General features: G+C 38.7%; 12 protein-coding genes. 10 read left to right on the forward strand and 2 right to left on the reverse strand.

The window, feature by feature from the left end:
* Positions 1-267 precede the first annotated feature (267 nt).
* On the forward strand, positions 268-738 hold the full coding sequence (locus IPJ16_15030; protein ID MBK7628488.1) for a hypothetical protein: 471 nt from the start codon (positions 268-270) through the stop codon (positions 736-738).
* Positions 710-1,468 (forward strand): hypothetical protein, encoded by a 759-nt coding sequence (locus IPJ16_15035; GenBank protein MBK7628489.1) that lies wholly within the window; start codon positions 710-712, stop codon positions 1,466-1,468. The genes IPJ16_15030 and IPJ16_15035 overlap by 29 nt, the downstream gene beginning before the upstream one ends.
* 13 nt (positions 1,469-1,481) lie before the next feature.
* Here IPJ16_15035 and IPJ16_15040 read toward each other — a convergent pair whose 3' ends face one another.
* Entirely contained in the window at positions 1,482-2,936 is a 1,455-nt protein-coding gene (locus IPJ16_15040; GenBank protein MBK7628490.1) for a sodium:solute symporter, read from the reverse strand.
* 120 nt (positions 2,937-3,056) lie between these two features.
* Here IPJ16_15040 and recR point away from each other — a divergent pair, with 120 nt between their 5' ends.
* From recR to IPJ16_15080, 8 genes are all read left to right on the forward strand, one after another.
* A complete protein-coding gene (gene recR / locus IPJ16_15045; protein MBK7628491.1) occupies positions 3,057-3,671 on the forward strand; it encodes a recombination protein RecR in 615 nt (204 codons plus the stop codon).
* A 23-nt stretch (positions 3,672-3,694) separates the two neighbouring features.
* Entirely contained in the window at positions 3,695-4,564 is an 870-nt protein-coding gene (locus IPJ16_15050; GenBank protein ID MBK7628492.1) for a glycosyltransferase family 2 protein, read from the forward strand.
* Positions 4,565-4,682: 118 nt separating this feature from the next.
* A complete protein-coding gene (locus IPJ16_15055; protein ID MBK7628493.1) occupies positions 4,683-5,990 on the forward strand; it encodes a 2-oxo acid dehydrogenase subunit E2 in 1,308 nt (435 codons plus the stop codon).
* A gap of 247 nt (positions 5,991-6,237) precedes the next feature.
* On the forward strand, positions 6,238-9,096 hold the full coding sequence (locus tag IPJ16_15060; GenBank protein MBK7628494.1) for a PD40 domain-containing protein: 2,859 nt from the start codon (positions 6,238-6,240) through the stop codon (positions 9,094-9,096).
* 18 nt (positions 9,097-9,114) lie between these two features.
* Positions 9,115-10,389, forward strand: a complete 1,275-nt coding sequence (locus IPJ16_15065) for a PD40 domain-containing protein (GenBank protein ID MBK7628495.1) — start codon at positions 9,115-9,117, stop codon at positions 10,387-10,389.
* Positions 10,390-10,442: 53 nt separating this feature from the next.
* The gene (locus IPJ16_15070) at positions 10,443-12,401 is read left to right on the forward strand and encodes a PD40 domain-containing protein (GenBank protein MBK7628496.1); all 1,959 of its coding nucleotides are present in this window, start codon (positions 10,443-10,445) and stop codon (positions 12,399-12,401) included.
* Positions 12,398-14,917: an OmpA family protein gene (locus IPJ16_15075; GenBank protein ID MBK7628497.1), complete on the forward strand. Its 2,520-nt coding sequence runs from the start codon at positions 12,398-12,400 to the stop codon at positions 14,915-14,917. The genes IPJ16_15070 and IPJ16_15075 overlap by 4 nt, the downstream gene beginning before the upstream one ends.
* Positions 14,918-14,937: 20 nt before the next feature.
* Positions 14,938-15,462, forward strand: coding sequence for a GNAT family N-acetyltransferase (locus IPJ16_15080; protein ID MBK7628498.1), 525 nt, complete (start codon positions 14,938-14,940; stop codon positions 15,460-15,462).
* On the opposite strand, the gene rlmN is transcribed toward IPJ16_15080, so the two are convergent.
* Positions 15,446-16,504 (reverse strand): 23S rRNA (adenine(2503)-C(2))-methyltransferase RlmN, encoded by a 1,059-nt coding sequence (gene rlmN, locus IPJ16_15085; protein MBK7628499.1) that lies wholly within the window; start codon positions 16,502-16,504, stop codon positions 15,446-15,448. The two genes, IPJ16_15080 and rlmN, sit on opposite strands and share 17 nt — an antisense overlap.
* Between the last annotated feature and the right edge of the window lie 2 nt (positions 16,505-16,506).

The raw sequence follows: 16,506 nt of genomic DNA on the forward strand, positions 1-16,506 counted from the left end.
TCACTAAAATCAACCACCCCGGTCGGGATATAAAATACGTTAAAAATCTGATAATCAATCATCCCGACCACCCCTCCTTCAAAAGGAGGGGAAACTCTATATATGCAGTCTTTCATTTATCCCAAACCTTAAGCTGAAAGCTATGCTTCGAGGGGGAAGTCCCGATAGCTATGGGGAGGAAAGTGGATATTTAAAGATTGAATGACCAACTTCATAAAAGTTCCAATTGTCCAATATTTTTGTAATTTTGAGGCTTTCAGAAAAATAATGAATAAATATTATAAGGGAAGCCTCATTATAATTATATCCGGACTATTCTTCGCGATGGTTTCCTGTACACCTTTAACCTGTTTTGAAGATACCGAATCTTTTGTAAAAGCCTCATTATATAATTATACAACAAAAGCAAGGCAGGCACCCGACAGTATTACTCTTTACGGTATTGGTAAAGAGAATCTGTTCCTTTACAAAAAAGCGATTAACGTTCAACCTGTTCTTTTTGCCCTGAATCCATCAGTTACCACCTGCAAATACATTTTTAAAATAAACAATATAACTGATACAATCACATTCAATTATACAGGATATCTGCATCTGATTTCAAAGGAATGCGGTTATACATATTACTATACTCTTTCAGACAAACCTATATTCACAAAAAATACAATCGATTCCGTGTCAGTCAGCAAAGGAGCCATTACCACTTTAAATGAGGAAAATATCCGTATATATTATTAGCCTTCTGTTCCTGATGGCAGGCAGTAATGTGTATTTAAATGCACAGGATACTCTTGACATTCCTCTGAAAATGAGAGCAGGAATTGACATTTTCGGTCCTGCTATGTACTTTGCTGACAAGAATATACTTAGTGCTGAAGGATATTTCTCAATTGATCTGAATGAAAAAAGGTCTGCCTTTCTCAGTGCCGGATATCTCGACTATAAATATTCACAACCCGATTATGAGTATATCAATAAAGGAATATTTCTCCGGACCGGGATTGATTTCAACCTGTTGAAACCTGAAAAAGCTATGGGTAAGTATTACACAGGTATTGGTCTTCATTATGGAATAAACCGTTTCACCTCGGAAGTTCCGCTGATGAGACAGGAAAATTACTGGGGTACAATTTATTCATCTGTCTCACCCAAAACCAGCTGGGGTCATTTTATTGAAGTCTCTCCCGGGGTAAGGGCTGAAATATTCAAAAACTTCAGTATGGGCTGGAATATAAGTCTCAGAATGCTTGTATATTCAGGTACCGGAAAAGATCTGCGGTCAATCTATTTACCCGGATTCGGAAATGGTGCAACTAAGTTCAGTACAGGAGTGAGCTATTTCATATCATGGAACATTCCTTATAAGAAAATCAGGGTAATAATTAAGAAAGAGGAACCCGAAGAGACAGAGGAAACTGATGAGATTGAAAGCACCAGTACTTATGGCGGTGGACAGATAAGGCAGTGAGGGACCGCAAGACTTATTTCTTTTCCGGCTTTCTGCTGAACAGATAAAGTCCGATGAAAGTCAGGAAACCATTCAATAAAAGAAGTTCAAATCCGAATTTATATCCGTTAAAGAGCTGAACTGAATACTTGCTCAGAAAGAAGCAGATAAGGGGTGAAAGAACTGCAATAAACGGTGTCAGCTTATCTTTTACAAGCCGTTTTGTGAAGAGTCCGAATGAGTAAAGTCCGAGCAGAGGCCCGTATGTATATCCCGCAATAGTAAATAGCTTATCTATAACTGCCTTATCATTTAATGCACTGAATATAAGGACACTGACAAAAAACACACAGGCAATTGATAAGTGTACTATATACCTGATCCGTGTCTTGGCTTTCTCAGTAATACCCTCTCTCGTGTCGAGTCCAAGAAAGTCAATACTTACTGATGTTGTCAGAGATGTCAATGCACCGTCTGCACTGGGGAATGCAGCAGAAATAAGTCCGATAAGAAATACAACACCTGCCATTGGTCCAAGGTACCTTATCGCGACTGTCGGAAAAATATCATCGCTCGAAGCAACTGTGATTCCTCTTGCCTGAACAAAGATCAGCAACAGTGCCCCCAGGAACAGGAACAGCAGATTCACAAATACAAGAATGCCGCTGAAAGTGAACATGTTTTTCTGGGCTTCCTTTATATTTCTGCAGCTAAGGTTTTTCTGCATCATCTCCTGATCAAGGCCTGTCATAACAATAGTAATAAACATCCCGCTGAAAAACTGCTTCAGGAAAAATCTCTCATGGTGCCAGTCGGTGAAAAACATTTTTGAAGCGTCACTCTCCCTTACTGTCTTAAATAACTCAGGAAGAGAAACATCCAGGTTTTTACCAATATATATTACTGACAGAATCACAGCAAGAAGCATAAATGTGGTCTGTAGTGTATCAGTCCAGATTATCGTTCTTATACCTCCCTTTAAGGTGTAAAGTATAATCAGAAGTATAAATACAAATACATTGACCCAGAAAGGAATATTCCATGCGTCAAAGACAAAGATCTGCAGTACGTTAATTACCAGAAACATCCTGAGTGAAGCACCAAGTGTCCGGGATATTATGAAGAAACCTGCACCGGTTTTATACGACCAGAATCCGAACCGCTGATCGAGATATGTATAGATTGAGGTTAGTTTAAGCCTGTAATATAAAGGAAGAAGAACCAGGGCAATAACAAAATATCCAAAAAGGTATCCGAGAACCAGAACCATGTAGCTGAACTGGGTATCCTTAACCCAGCCGGGAACTGACATAAATGTAACACCCGACATGGAAGCGCCAATCATGCCGTAAGCAACAACAAACCAGGGGGATACTTTATTCCCGATAAAAAACGACTGATTATCTGCCTTACGTGCTGTGAACCAGGTAACAGCAAATAACAGAAGGGTATAGAGAAGAAAAAGTCCAAGGATCAGAATTGGCTGCATAACTGAATTTATTCTAATTAATTATTATACAAGAATAACAAAAAGAAAGGAAGACAAAAAATTCTGTACCTCTTTAATAACACCGGAAATTTGAACTAATTTTGCTGAAAGACCTTTGCTATGAGTTTTACTGAATTTCCTTCCAGACTTCTTGAAAATGCTGTAAACGAGTTTGCCTCACTGCCCGGAGTTGGGCGAAAAACAGCTTTCAGACTTGTGATGAATCTTTTACGAAGAGATTCAGAAGAAGTTAAGCGTTTCGGCGAGAGTATAATGAGGCTTCACGGGGAGATTCATTATTGCAGAATATGTAATAACATTTCCGATACCGAAGTCTGCAGTATTTGCAATGATGATAAGCGGGAAAAGGCAATAATTTGTGTGGTTGAAAATATACAGGATGTAATGGCTATCGAGAATACACGTCAGTTCAGAGGAATTTACCATGTACTTGGCGGTATTATTTCACCAATTGACGGGATTGGTCCGTCAGATCTGAAAATAGATAGTCTTGAGGAAAAAGTAAAGGAGGGTAATATCAGGGAAATAATATTTGCATTAAGCACAACAATGGAGGGGGATACTACCAATTACTACCTCTATAAGAGACTTAATAAGTATAACATAATCCTCAGTACCCTCGCCAGGGGAGTAGCAATCGGGGATGAGCTTGAATATACCGATGAGATCACACTTGGCCGTGCAATAAACAACAGGAATCTTTACCAGCAATAGGCTGACATATAAACAATTACCTGATGGAATTATCTGTAATAATTGTCAGCTTTAATGTCAGGGAATATCTGCGACAATGCCTGATTTCAGTTTTAAAAGCAGCTGAATCGGTCGAATGTGAGATTTTTGTTGTGGATAATAATTCATCAGATGGCTCCTGTGATATGGTGAAAAACGAATTCCCTGAAGTTGAACTTATTGAGAATAAAGAGAATACCGGATTTTCATACGCTAATAATCAGGCGATTAAAAGGGCCACTGGCTCATTTATATTGGTTCTTAATCCTGATACAATTATTGAAGCTGATACTTTCTCAAAATGTATCGGATTCATGATGGATCATTCTGATGCAGGTGCCGTTGGAGTAAAAATGATAAACGGGGAAGGCCGCTACCTTCCCGAATCAAAAAGGGCTTTCCCTGATCCATTGACTGCCTTCTTCAAGACATTCGGATTATCGGCAATGTTCCCAAAATCTCACTTCTTCAACAGATATTATCTTACAAGCATTGATACAAACGAAACAGCACCGGCAGAAGCAGTTTCAGGCGCCTTCATGCTCATAAGAAGGGAAGCTCTTTTGAAAGCCGGCCTTTTCAGCGAGGAGTTTTTTATGTACGGTGAAGATATTGATCTGAGCTATAGAATAAGCCAGTGTGGATATACCAATTACTATTATCCGGGGGTGTGTATAATTCATTTTAAAGGCATGAGTACACCAAGGGATAAATACACTGACATTTTGCATTTCTACAACGCAATGAAAATATATTCAGGAAAGCGTTACAGGGAGAAATTCAATCCACTGTTCTTCATCATAATTTCTGGTATCCGGATCAGGGAAGGAATTGCGCTTACCGCCCGTTTCATCAGGTACACATTTATAAGGTAAAAAAAACTGAAATAGGACTGTTTGTTTCAGGCATGTTACAATTTCTAAAACATTTCCACAATCTGGTTGTTTTATTAGTGTAGATAATTTTTAGTAAATTTAAGATAAAATATTTCAGATGGCCAGCATGAATATATTGTTACCGGCAATGGGTGAAGGAGTCATTGAAGCAACTATTAATAAATGGCTTGTTTCTGAAGGTTCAGTTGTTAAGGAGGATGATCCTCTTGTCGAAGTAGCAACAGACAAAGTAGATTCCGAAGTACCTGCACCTGCATCTGGCAGAATTGTATCAATTAAAGCCAGAGAAGGTGATATCATAAAAGTAGGCGGTCTTCTTGCTATAATTGAAAATGATACTGTTCCGACTAAGGAAGAGGTAAAGAAAATAGAAAAAGAAGTAGAAAGGATTCGCGAGACTATTGAAACAGTAAGACAGGAGAGAAAAGAGGAAGAGGTACTGTCGCATGATCTTAAAAGCCGCACTCCTTCAGGAAAATTCATTTCTCCTCTTGTAAGAAGTATTGCCGCAAAGGAAGCAATCAGCTATGCAGAACTTGATAAGATTACTGGTACCGGCATGGATGGAAGGATAACAAAAGATGATATACTGAAGAATATTGAAGAGAGGAAAAAGAAAACAGAGGCATCTGAAGCAGTAAAAGCTGTAAAAGCAGTAGATGCTGTAAAAGCATCAGTATCTGAAGTATACGTTAGTGGATCAGATGAGGTAATTCCAATGGACCGTGTGCGAAAACTGATTGCCGACCATATGGTAATGTCAAAAAGAACATCGCCACATGTTACATCGTTTATCGATGCTGATGTCACCCGACTGGTCAACTGGAGAAACGCAAACAAAGAAAAATTCCTTGCAGCTGAAGGACAAAAACTTACACTCACTCCGATCTTCATTGATGCTGTCGCCAGGGCACTTTATGAATTTCCGATGGTTAATATCTCCGTTGATGGCAACAACATAATACGGAAGAAAAATATTAATATCGGTATGGCAACCGCCCTGCCCGATGGAAATCTCATTGTGCCGGTTATAAAAAATGCTAATGAAAAGAATCTTACCGGACTTGCAAAAACTGTTAATGACCTGGCGGGAAGAGCAAGATTAAATAAACTGAAACCTGATGAGATTACAGGGGGAACCTTTACAATCACAAATTTTGGCAGCTATAATAATATTGCAGGTACACCAATCATAAACCAGCCGCAGGCTGCAATACTTGGCACAGGAGCAGTCAGAAAAACACCTGCAGTAATAGAGACTCCCGACGGGGATATGATAGCTATCCGCCAAATAATGATACTTTCGCTGAGTTACGACCACCGAGTAATTGATGGCGCTCTTGCAGGAAAGTTTCTTAACAAAGTAAAAGATATTCTCGAAAATTATTCACCAGAAATAGCTTAATTACTCATTTGTCCTTCAGGAGAGGAACCTATTTTCATCCGGATAAAACAGGTCTTTAAATAAAATCAGCAACATTTGATAAAAAGGGCTTCCACAAATAGCCCTTTTTTCTAATATTTCTACTATATTAGTAGCTTTGAGTAATTAGAACAAAGCAAATACTCCCCTCATTTCTAAACTGTGGAATGAGGATTTAAAATATCCGCAGATGATAACTTACTATCATTCTAATTAGATTTATTACAATATGATGAAGAGGTTCCTGTTTATATCGTTGCTCCTGGCTGCATTAACTGACACAGATCTTATTTCCCAGGCGATAACAATCAACAAAGAAGATTTCTATTATGCAGAGAGCCGTCTGTTATTTGAGGATTACAAGGAGGCTTTGCCTCCCTATCAGAGGCTATTAAAATCCTACCCCGACAATTCGAATTATAAATACAGGATTGGGCAATGCTATATTAACACGCCCGGAGAAAAAGAGAAAGCTATTTCCTACCTGGAGGAGGCAGTTAAAAATATTAATCCAAAATATAAGGAAGGAAAGTTTAAAGAAACAGGGGCTCCTTATGATGCTTACTATTATCTGGCTAATGCCTACAGAATAAATAATCAGCTTAATAAAGCCATTGAGACCTATAAACTATTCAAAAAAAACCTTGATCCGGAGGTATATGATTCAAATATCGTAAATCTGCAAATACAATCATGCCTGAACGCCCAGGAACTAATGAGCATGCAGCTTTTTATCAAGGAGTCAAATCTTGGTGATATGATAAATGAAGGCAGGTCAGAGTTTAATCCTGTTGTTTCAGATAACGAAGATCTGATGGTTTTCTCAAGAAGTGAAGCATTCTTTGACGCTATCTATTATACAACCAAAGTTAACGGACGATGGACCGGACCAGTTAACATGAATGAGATTCTAAAGGTAGACCGTGACATGTTCCCAACATCAATTTCGAGTGACGGGAAAACATTATATCTGTACAGTTCAGCCGATTATGACGGAATAATATATACTTCCACTATTGAAAACGGAACATGGACTCCGATAGTCAAACTAAACGAAAATATTAATACAAAATACTGGGAATCCCATGCCACAGTTTCACACGACAATAAGAAACTTTACTTTACAAGTAACAGGAAAGGCGGGTATGAAGGTCTTGATATATACGTATCTGAAAGAGACAGCACTGGTGACTGGGGACCAGCTAAAAATCTTGGACCTGTAATAAATACCCCTTATAATGAAGAGTCTCCGTTTCTGAGCAAGGATGACAAGACACTTTTCTTCAGTTCCAGAGGTCATTTTAACATGGGAGGATATGATATTTTCTATTCAACACTGCTTCCTAACGGTGAATGGTCTGTTCCTCTCAATGTAGGATTCCCTTTGAACTCAACCGATGATGACGTATTTTTCAAACCAATGAATGAGGGTTATGAGGGTTACTTTGCCAAAGAACAGGCCGGAGGGTTCGGACAGCAGGATATTTATCGTATTGAGATCTTTTCAGACGACCATCCAAGGAAGTTCTTTGTAAGAGGAATGGTAAAAGTGGCAGACCTGATCAGCAATATTAACGACAGCGTTAAGATCAGCGCAATGAATATCAAAAATCCGAATCAGACACTTATAGTCTATTCAAATCCTAAAACCGGAGAGTATGAATTTCAGCTTCCGCAGGGTAATTACGAGATAACATACGAAGGTGACGGCGGTGAAAGAGTTGTGCGAAATCTGGATCTGCCTCTTACTAATCCGTCAGATAGTTTTGTCCTGCCAGGAACTATTCTTCCCAAGACCGACTTTACAGCCGATCTTAATGTTGAAAGCAACAAAACCATCTCAGTATCAAAAGGAGATACAGTTCTATTCCCGTTAAAAGTAGAACGTAATTCATTCCTGACTATTGAACACTGGGTTGGGGATTCACTGATATCATCCGAACAATTCCTTGTTACAGATACAATCTTTAACTACAAAATGGTCCCGGGATCAGGCGATAACAGGGTAACCTTTACTTTAAAAGACAGGTTTAACAATACAACAACAACTGATGTTTTCATCACACGTGAAAAAGATATAACCCAGCAACCTGTAATCAGACCTGAATACAGTCGGATTATAGCCAAAAAACAGGTTTCCGCTCTGGCTTCCATGCTAAACAGCAGGAGCGACAGTAAACTTAAAGGCATCATTAAAGATGCTGATCTTGAAGATCATCAGTTCGGAAGGGTCGATGATATGTTTTCATATCTTAAGGAAGAGGCTGCCAAGAAAAGCGTCAGTCCGGAGGAGATCGACAGACTGGCTCTGAGAGTCGCAGTTATGGATAATGTCCTCACCCAGGCAGCCGTTGATCTTATGGCAAAATACACAACGGGTAACCTGAAAGAGATACTCTCAGACCTGGATATTGAGAAAGCTAATCTCAAAACATGGACTGATCTGCAGGAATATATTAAATTGAAAACCGGAGGTGAAATAACTCCTGAAGAACTCAACAAAATCGCTGCAGATATTTTAGCCAATGTAGATCCGACTATATCCGTAATAAACAGTAAAATTCAGGCTTATAGTGAAAATTCTGAAGATGGAACTATTATCAGGCAATCACTTGCTGCTGTAGACCTGAGTAATATCAAAATTAAGGAGAAATGGCTAAAAGCATTCTATTATGAATCGATAAAACAGGGCCTTACTCATAGTCAGATGTCAGAAATTCTGGTGACAATCAGTTCAATGCCGGATACAAAAGTTGAACAGTTCCTGCTTGATCTTATTGAACAGGCTGAAGAACCTCTCCGCTCTGCATTGAAGGCACTTGATCTTAAAAAGGAAAATATAAAATCTCCTGCTGAATTACTTCTGTTCCTCCTGAATAACAGCGACAAGGTAAAATATCCTGAGGATTTGATTTACAAAGCTATAGCTAACCTGATAATAGATAAGGATATTCCTGTTGAGACAATAAAGGATCAGCAAATGCCTGAAAGCAAAAACCTGCTTTGGTTGCTCTGGTTATTGATTGGAGCAGGACTTGGCTTCCTCTTCTTTATCATCTGGAGAAGAAAAAAGAAAGAAAATAAATAAATACTAAATCTCATATTTATGAGTAAAAAGCATGTCTGTCTGGTTGTTACACTACTATTCTCTGTTGCTGTTTTTGCACAGGAAACTAAAAATCTGCAGGAATCATTTCTTGAGGCTGAATACTTTCTTCTGAATGAAGATTATTCCGATGCTCTTAATTACTACATGCAGCTTTATGAGAAGCTTCCTGACAATTCCAATCTTGCATATTGCATAGGAGTATGTTATCTTAACATTCCGGGTAAGAAAAACCTATCAGTAGACTATCTGGAAAGTGCCGTTAAGAATATGTCGGCAAAACATAAGGAAGGGACAATTTCCCAGACTGCTGCGCCTTATGATGCATTATATGAGCTTGCAAAAGCTTATCGTATTAACTATATGTTTGATAAAGCAAAAGAAGCCTATCTTAAGTACTCAGGTACACTACTCCCTGATGACAAGGAAAATCTGGATTATATAAAACATGAGATGGATGTTTGCGACTGGGCCAAGAAGTTAATATCTGAACCTGTTGCATATGAGGAAGAGAATATGGGAGAACTTTTTAATGATGATAAATCTAATTTCAACCCATTGATTTCAGCCGATGGAAAATCTTTTGCATATATGGTATCTCTTAAATTCTATGATGCGGTAATGTTTTCAAGATTAGAAAACGGCAAGTGGAGCGGACCTGTTAATATAACACCTGATCTGCAATCAGACGGGGACTTTTATATTTCATGCCTTTCGGCTGACGGGAAACAACTATATCTCTCAAAGGATGATAACTACAACAGTGATATCTATGTTAGTTCCTTTGATGGTACAGTATGGTCAAAAGCTGTTAAACTTGATAAAAACATCAATACAAAATACTGGGAGTCTCATGGTTTCCTTTCTGAATCAGGAACTCAGCTTATTTTTGCTTCAGACAGACCCGGAGGCTTTGGAGGATTGGATTTGTATATTTCACAAAAGGTAAAAGGTACTTGGGGTCCGGCAGTAAACCTTGGCCCACAAATCAATACACCTTTCAATGAAGACCGGCCATTTTTGGTTAATAAAGGAAAGACACTCATTTTCAGTTCTCAGGGACATCAGGGGATTGGAGGATATGATTTATTCAGGACTGATCTTCAGACAAATGGACTCTGGAGCAAACCTGTAAATATGGGATATCCAATAAACACACCTGACAATAACACCTTTTTTATGCCGGTTGGTGACGGAAAATCAGGGTACTATTCAGTGTTTAAAGAGTCAGTAGGATTTGGGAAAGAAGATATATACAAGATCACGATTAAATAAAAAATGACTGACTATTAATCTGATAGTCTGAAATATTTATTACATTTGTTCTGATGGTTAACCTCAGAGTAAATATGTACCGCCTTGTTTTGCAGCTTTTAACTCTGTTTATAATTCCTTTTGCTGCATTTTCTCAATCAGCCGATGAGATGAAAAAAATATTCGCACAGGCTGAATCATATTATCTTTATGAGGAGTTTGAGCTGGCCAATCAGCTGTATCTCCTTCTGGAAACTCCTGACAACCTCAATATAAAGTATAAGATCGGCACCTGTTACCTTAATATCCCCGGGGAGAAAGAGAAATCAATTCCGTATCTTGAGGATGCAGTTAAAGGTGCAAGCTATGATTCAAAAACTGAATTGCTCAAGGAGACAAAAGCTCCGTTGGATGCCTACTTCTTCCTTGCAAAAGCCTACATGATAAATGATGAGCTTGAGAAAGGCTTGGCGACTCTTACTACCTTTAGTAAACTCGCAAGTGAGACTAAATCAAAAGGGGGTATGCAGAACCTTGAGTATATCGATCAGCAGATCCAGGCATGTAAGAATGCTATTCAGTTTAAGGAAAAACCTGTACAGTTCAGTAAAAAATCCCTTGGTCCTGATTTTAATCTTGGCTCTATAAACGACAACCCGGCAGTAAGTTATGACGGCAATACAATTGTTTATACTGAACGGAGAGGAATAGTTAACGTTTTATACTTTTCGAAGAAAGAGAGAGGAAAATGGCAGCCGCCTATAGAAATAACTGCCGAACTGAATGCAGGAGAAGATTGCTCTTCATGTTCCCTCAACAGTGACGGAACAGAGTTGTTTCTATATAAAACTGATAATTACGACGGAGCAATCTATTCATCAAATTACATTAACGGGGCATGGACTCCAATTAAAAAACTTAACAAAAACATAAACACTAAGTTTTATGAGTCTCATGCATCAATATCTGCTGATGGTAAGAAACTATATTTTACAAGTAACAGAGAGGGCGGACAGGGAAACCTCGATATCTATGTATCAGAAAAAGATGCATCAGGTGACTGGGGAATACCTGTGAATCTGGGAGCCGCAATCAATACACCTTTTAATGAAGACACTCCTTTCATAACAGCTAATGACTCTGTTCTCTACTTCTCATCCGAAGGCCACAGTACAATGGGCGGGTATGATAATTTCAAAAGTCAGCGAATTGGTGATGTATGGAAGACTCCTTCAAACCTCGGGTATCCTATTAATTCCTCTGACGATGATAAATTTTTCGAGCCGGTAAATAATGGGGTTAATGCGTATTACTCAATAACAACTGACTACAAGAAAAATGATATCTTTTTTATTGGAATAGGAGTTAATGATGTTGCACAACTCTTCGAAATAAAAGGAAAATTCAGCCTTAAAGACACAACAGTTACATTCGATAAAAACTATGCAATTCATCTTCTCGACAACAATTCAGGCGATACTCTCGATGTAGGATTTCCAAATAAATACACCGGCTTTTACAGTTTTACCGTGCTCCCCGGCGACCTGAAGCTGATCTATACCGGTAAAGGCTATCTTTCACATACAGTTGACACTACAATTCAGCAGGACAATCCGTCGCTCATCATTAACATCGATGCCATCCTCGAAAGGGATACTACAGTTAAAGTCGCTATTGTCCCTGATCTGACTGTATATGATAAAATTAATCTGTCACTGGCACCATCAGTTAACGCAATTGATACAAGCATACTTATTACTAACATGAACGTTGCGGATGTCAGCGACAGAAATGTCGATGATGCTGATATACTTTATTATACTGTTCAGGTAATTGCTCTACATAACCCTGTTGATGTCAGTTACTTCAAGTATATTACCGACATGAAAGTGATGTATAGTGACACCGATAAGTTCTACCGGTATACTACCGGAAGATTATCCACGAGGGAAGAGGCTTATGCATTACGATTAGAACTGATACGAAAAGGATATCCCGAAGAGATATTTATCAAAAAAGTCTCCAAAGAATGAGTACCGGGTTTAAAAAATGCATAAATATTTCTATTGCCTCTTTTTTACTTTCAATTACCCCTCTCTTCTCTCAGGTACTTACCAAAAAGCAATTCATTAAGGCTGTTCAGGATGCTGATATTTCATTTTATTATGATGAAGATTATGAAGAAGCTGCTTTGCAATATGAATCCCTCTTAAAAGTATATCCCGATAACTCAAACCTCTCAGCCAAACTGGGGATCTGCTATCTGAATATTGATGGCAAAAAAGCCGACGCTTTAAGACTTCTCGAAAAAGCTTCAGCAAATATTGTTGAAAATGATAAGGATTATATAGAGTATGGTGAGAAAGCCCCTCTCGACACATACCTTTACCGTGCAATAGCATATCATAAGAATGACAGCCTCCAGAAAGCTATTACACTTTTTTACGATGCAAAAAAACGACTTAGCGGTACTGAAATTTTCAAGGATGAGTATATCGACAATCAGATCAGAGATTGCAGATATGCTATTGAAATGCAAAAGAAGCCTCTTACTATCATTGCAAAACTTTTTGCTCCATGGCTCAGGGATTATCCCGGAGCATGTAATCCTGTTCTTTCAAAAAACGACTCTGTATTTATTTTTACACATAAAGAGGGTGGAAAAACCCGGATACTATGCTCGTATAAAAACAAAACATGGAAACCTCCTGTAGATATAACAAAACAACTTGGAGGTTATGACAGATTTTACTCAAATTCGATCACCGGCGATGGCAGATTACTTATAATATACATGGATGACGGAGGAGATGGAAACCTCTATTTCAGTCAGAGAAAAGACTCAGTCTGGTCGAAGATAAAAAGTGTTGGTAAACCGATAAATACGATTTACTGGCAATCTCACGGATTCATAACTCCAGATGGACAGGAGATGTACTTTTCAAGCAATAAACCCGGAGGTTTCGGTGAACTTGACATATGGTATACAAAAAAGAACCCTAACGGGACCTGGGCTGAACCTGTGAACTGCGGAGATGTTATAAATACCCCTTACAATGAAGACACTCCGTTTTTTGATCCTGAAACAAACGCATTGCTTTTCAGCTCTCTGGGACATATAAGCATGGGTGATTATGATATATTCAGGGCAATAAAGAGAAATGGAGGATGGACAAATCCGACAGGTATGCCATATGCTTTTAACAGTACTGCTCAGAATACCTTCTTCATACTCAATAATAATGCCCCGGGATTCATAGCAAGCATATTCAATGAGAAAACTTATGAAAGGAACATCTATTCCCTCGTTGCTGAAGATCCTGCCGATAAGATAACTACTGCTAAAGGGACAATTTCTCTCCTGGATGGTCTGGCAGTTGATCCAACGCAAACTTTTATACAACTTCTAGATCTCAAAAAGGGAACCACATCAGGGAATATTGCCCTCAGAGATTCTTCCTCTTTTAGCGTTGATGTTAAACCCGGTGATTATCAGATTTTTGTTACTCATACCGGCTATAAAAAAGATACAATAAACCTGAATATCCCGTTATACTTTCCGGGAAACTATGTAGCTGTACAGGCTTCCCTTACTCCGGATAAAGTAACAAGCGGCGATTTTCTCTCAATAAATAATATCCTGTTCAGCTTCGACAGCTATAAACTCGACGAGCAAGCTATTAACAGTCTGGAGATATTAAAAACAATCCTCTATGGCTACCCTGATCTTAAAATAGAAATAGCTGGCTATACCGATGCAAAAGGCAGCACTGAGTATAACAGGAAACTGGCTGATAAGAGAGCTCAGGAGGTGATAAATTATCTTGTTAAATCAGGAATTTCCGGCTCCCGTTTTGTTAAGAAGGCATTTGGTGAGTCGAATTTCGCAGCTGTTAATACTAACCGCGATGGTTCTGATAATCCTGAGGGCAGAAAATATAACAGAAGAGCCACTTTCGGTATTGTTGATCCTCAGACAGGAGTGGTAATAAGTCAGGAGACATATACGCCGCGACATCTGAGGCAACCTTCTTCAATGAAGTACAGTATAGTTCTGATGCGTGCTGCAAAAACAGTCCCTTCAGGTTACTTCAGAAATTTGAAGATTGACGAAACACACTTCATAAGAAGTCTGCAGATTGATTCAGTAACACTCTATACTCTGGGACTCTTTTACAACAGAAGTGATGCATCTAAATACCTTCAATATGCAAAAGAGAAAGGATTCAACGATTCATATATAGTGTCACAGTATGAGATCAACAGTGAATCTAAATCCCTTATTGATCCAAATGCAGGCAGCAGACAGGCTGGAACAGGAAAAACAGTCTATACAATCCAGCTAAAAGCCGCAAGACAACCAATAAAGCTAAAGGAATTCAGGGGAATTGACGGCATACGGGAGATAATCTCCGAAGACGGATACTACAGGTATGTAACAGGTGAATTCAGCTCATTCAAAAAAGCTAAAACAGCTCTTACACCTCTTGTTGAATCGGGTTATAAAGATGCATTCATAAGAGAACTTAATTTGCTCATTAATAAGTAGTTTAATTAATAATTCTTGATATGCAATTTAAAGACATCAGGCTTCGGGCACTTGAACCGGAAGATCTCGAACTTCTTTATGAATGGGAAAACAACGATACAAACTGGGTAATCAGCAATACTGTCTCACCATTTTCGAAATATACCCTAAAAAGATACCTGGAAAACTCCCATAAAAGCATCTACGAAACCGGCCAGCTAAGGCTGATGATAGACCATGCACCTGATAAAATAACTATCGGTACAATTGATGTTTTTGACTTTGATCCTTTTCATAAAAGAGCCGGACTTGGGATTCTTATTGCCAACGACAAATACAAGAGAAAAGGGTATGGTACTATGGCTCTAACATGTCTGATCAGTTATTGTTTCAGAACTTTGCAGCTTCATCAGCTTTATTGTAACATACTTGAAAATAATAGCGGCAGTATTGATCTGTTTAAAAAACAGGGATTCGTTCAGGCCGGAATGAAGAAGGATTGGATAAAAACATCTGAGGGATATCTGAGTGAGTATCTTTTTCAACTGATCAACTCAAATCAGTAGCTAAAAGACCACAGGCTGCTGAAATATCTGCTCCCCTTGACTTTCTTACTGAGGCTGAGACCCCTGAGATAACAAGGTTGTGTTTAAAGTAATTCATCCTTTCCGGTGAGGAAGAGATGTGATTATCCCCCGGAACATTATGATAGGGCAATAGATTGACCCTGATCTTTGACCCGACAATAAGATTCTTAATAGCTTCCAGATGTAAATCCGTATCATTCATGCCCTTAATCATAACGTAAGCGAGAGATACTCTTCTGTTCTTTCGTAAAGGATAATTTTTCAGTATGCTGATTATCTCCTCCACAGGATATTTTCTTTCTGCCGGAATAATCATTTTTCTTTCTTCGAAGAAAGGTGAATGAAGGCTCACTGTAAGATTACATGAAGAGCTTTCCATAAACCTTACAATGCCCGGGGTAATACCAACAGTTGACACAGTTATATTACGCGGACTAATTGATAAACCCCATTCAGAAGTGAGGATCTCGCATGCTTTCAGCACATTGTCCAGGTTATCCATTGGCTCCCCCATTCCCATGAAGACCACATGTGTAACTTTATGTGCATCAGGAATGCCGATAACCTGGTTAACTATTTCTCCTGCACTAAGGTTTCCTGCAAAACCATATCTGGCTGTAGCACAGAAAGGGCAACCCATCCTGCAGCCTGATTGAGTTGAAACACATACTGTATTTCTTTTACCATCAGGAATATAAACAGTTTCAAACTCTTTGTTTGTATCAGTACTGAATAAGTATTTTATTGTACCGTCAGATGAAACCCGGGATGCAACAGGATGAGCCATTCCGGTTACAGCGTTATTCCTGAGATACTCCTTTAGAGTTTTTGGAATCCCTGCCATTCCCGAAAAGTCATCAATCCGCTTCTTATAAATACTTGTTGCAATATGTAAGGCGTGACTTAAAGTGAAACCTGCAGGAGCAATAAACTCCTGAATCTCATTGGAAGTTAAACCACAGAGTTTAGTTATCTCTGAATCTGTGAAAAGCGAAGAGGGGTGCATATTAGTTTGAAACACCC

It is taken from the genome of Bacteroidales bacterium (assembly GCA_016709865.1).
In the GTDB taxonomy this organism is placed as follows: Bacteria; Bacteroidota; Bacteroidia; order Bacteroidales; family VadinHA17; genus LD21.

Excerpts from the sequence above, each read along its gene's own strand:
- IPJ16_15035 (MBK7628489.1), top strand. The coding sequence starts at position 710 with ATGAGGAAAATATCCGTATATATTATTAGCCTTCTGTTCCTGATGGCA.
- recR (MBK7628491.1), top strand. The coding sequence starts at position 3,057 with ATGAGTTTTACTGAATTTCCTTCCAGACTTCTTGAAAATGCTGTAAAC.
- IPJ16_15055 (MBK7628493.1), top strand. The coding sequence starts at position 4,683 with ATGGCCAGCATGAATATATTGTTACCGGCAATGGGTGAAGGAGTCATT.
- IPJ16_15080 (MBK7628498.1), top strand. The coding sequence starts at position 14,938 with ATGCAATTTAAAGACATCAGGCTTCGGGCACTTGAACCGGAAGATCTC.
- IPJ16_15065 (MBK7628495.1), top strand. The coding sequence starts at position 9,115 with ATGAGTAAAAAGCATGTCTGTCTGGTTGTTACACTACTATTCTCTGTT.
- IPJ16_15060 (MBK7628494.1), top strand. The coding sequence starts at position 6,238 with ATGATGAAGAGGTTCCTGTTTATATCGTTGCTCCTGGCTGCATTAACT.
- IPJ16_15070 (MBK7628496.1), top strand. The coding sequence starts at position 10,443 with ATGGTTAACCTCAGAGTAAATATGTACCGCCTTGTTTTGCAGCTTTTA.
- IPJ16_15030 (MBK7628488.1), top strand. The coding sequence starts at position 268 with ATGAATAAATATTATAAGGGAAGCCTCATTATAATTATATCCGGACTA.
- IPJ16_15040 (MBK7628490.1), bottom strand. The coding sequence starts at position 2,936 with ATGCAGCCAATTCTGATCCTTGGACTTTTTCTTCTCTATACCCTTCTG.
- IPJ16_15075 (MBK7628497.1), top strand. The coding sequence starts at position 12,398 with ATGAGTACCGGGTTTAAAAAATGCATAAATATTTCTATTGCCTCTTTT.
- IPJ16_15050 (MBK7628492.1), top strand. The coding sequence starts at position 3,695 with ATGGAATTATCTGTAATAATTGTCAGCTTTAATGTCAGGGAATATCTG.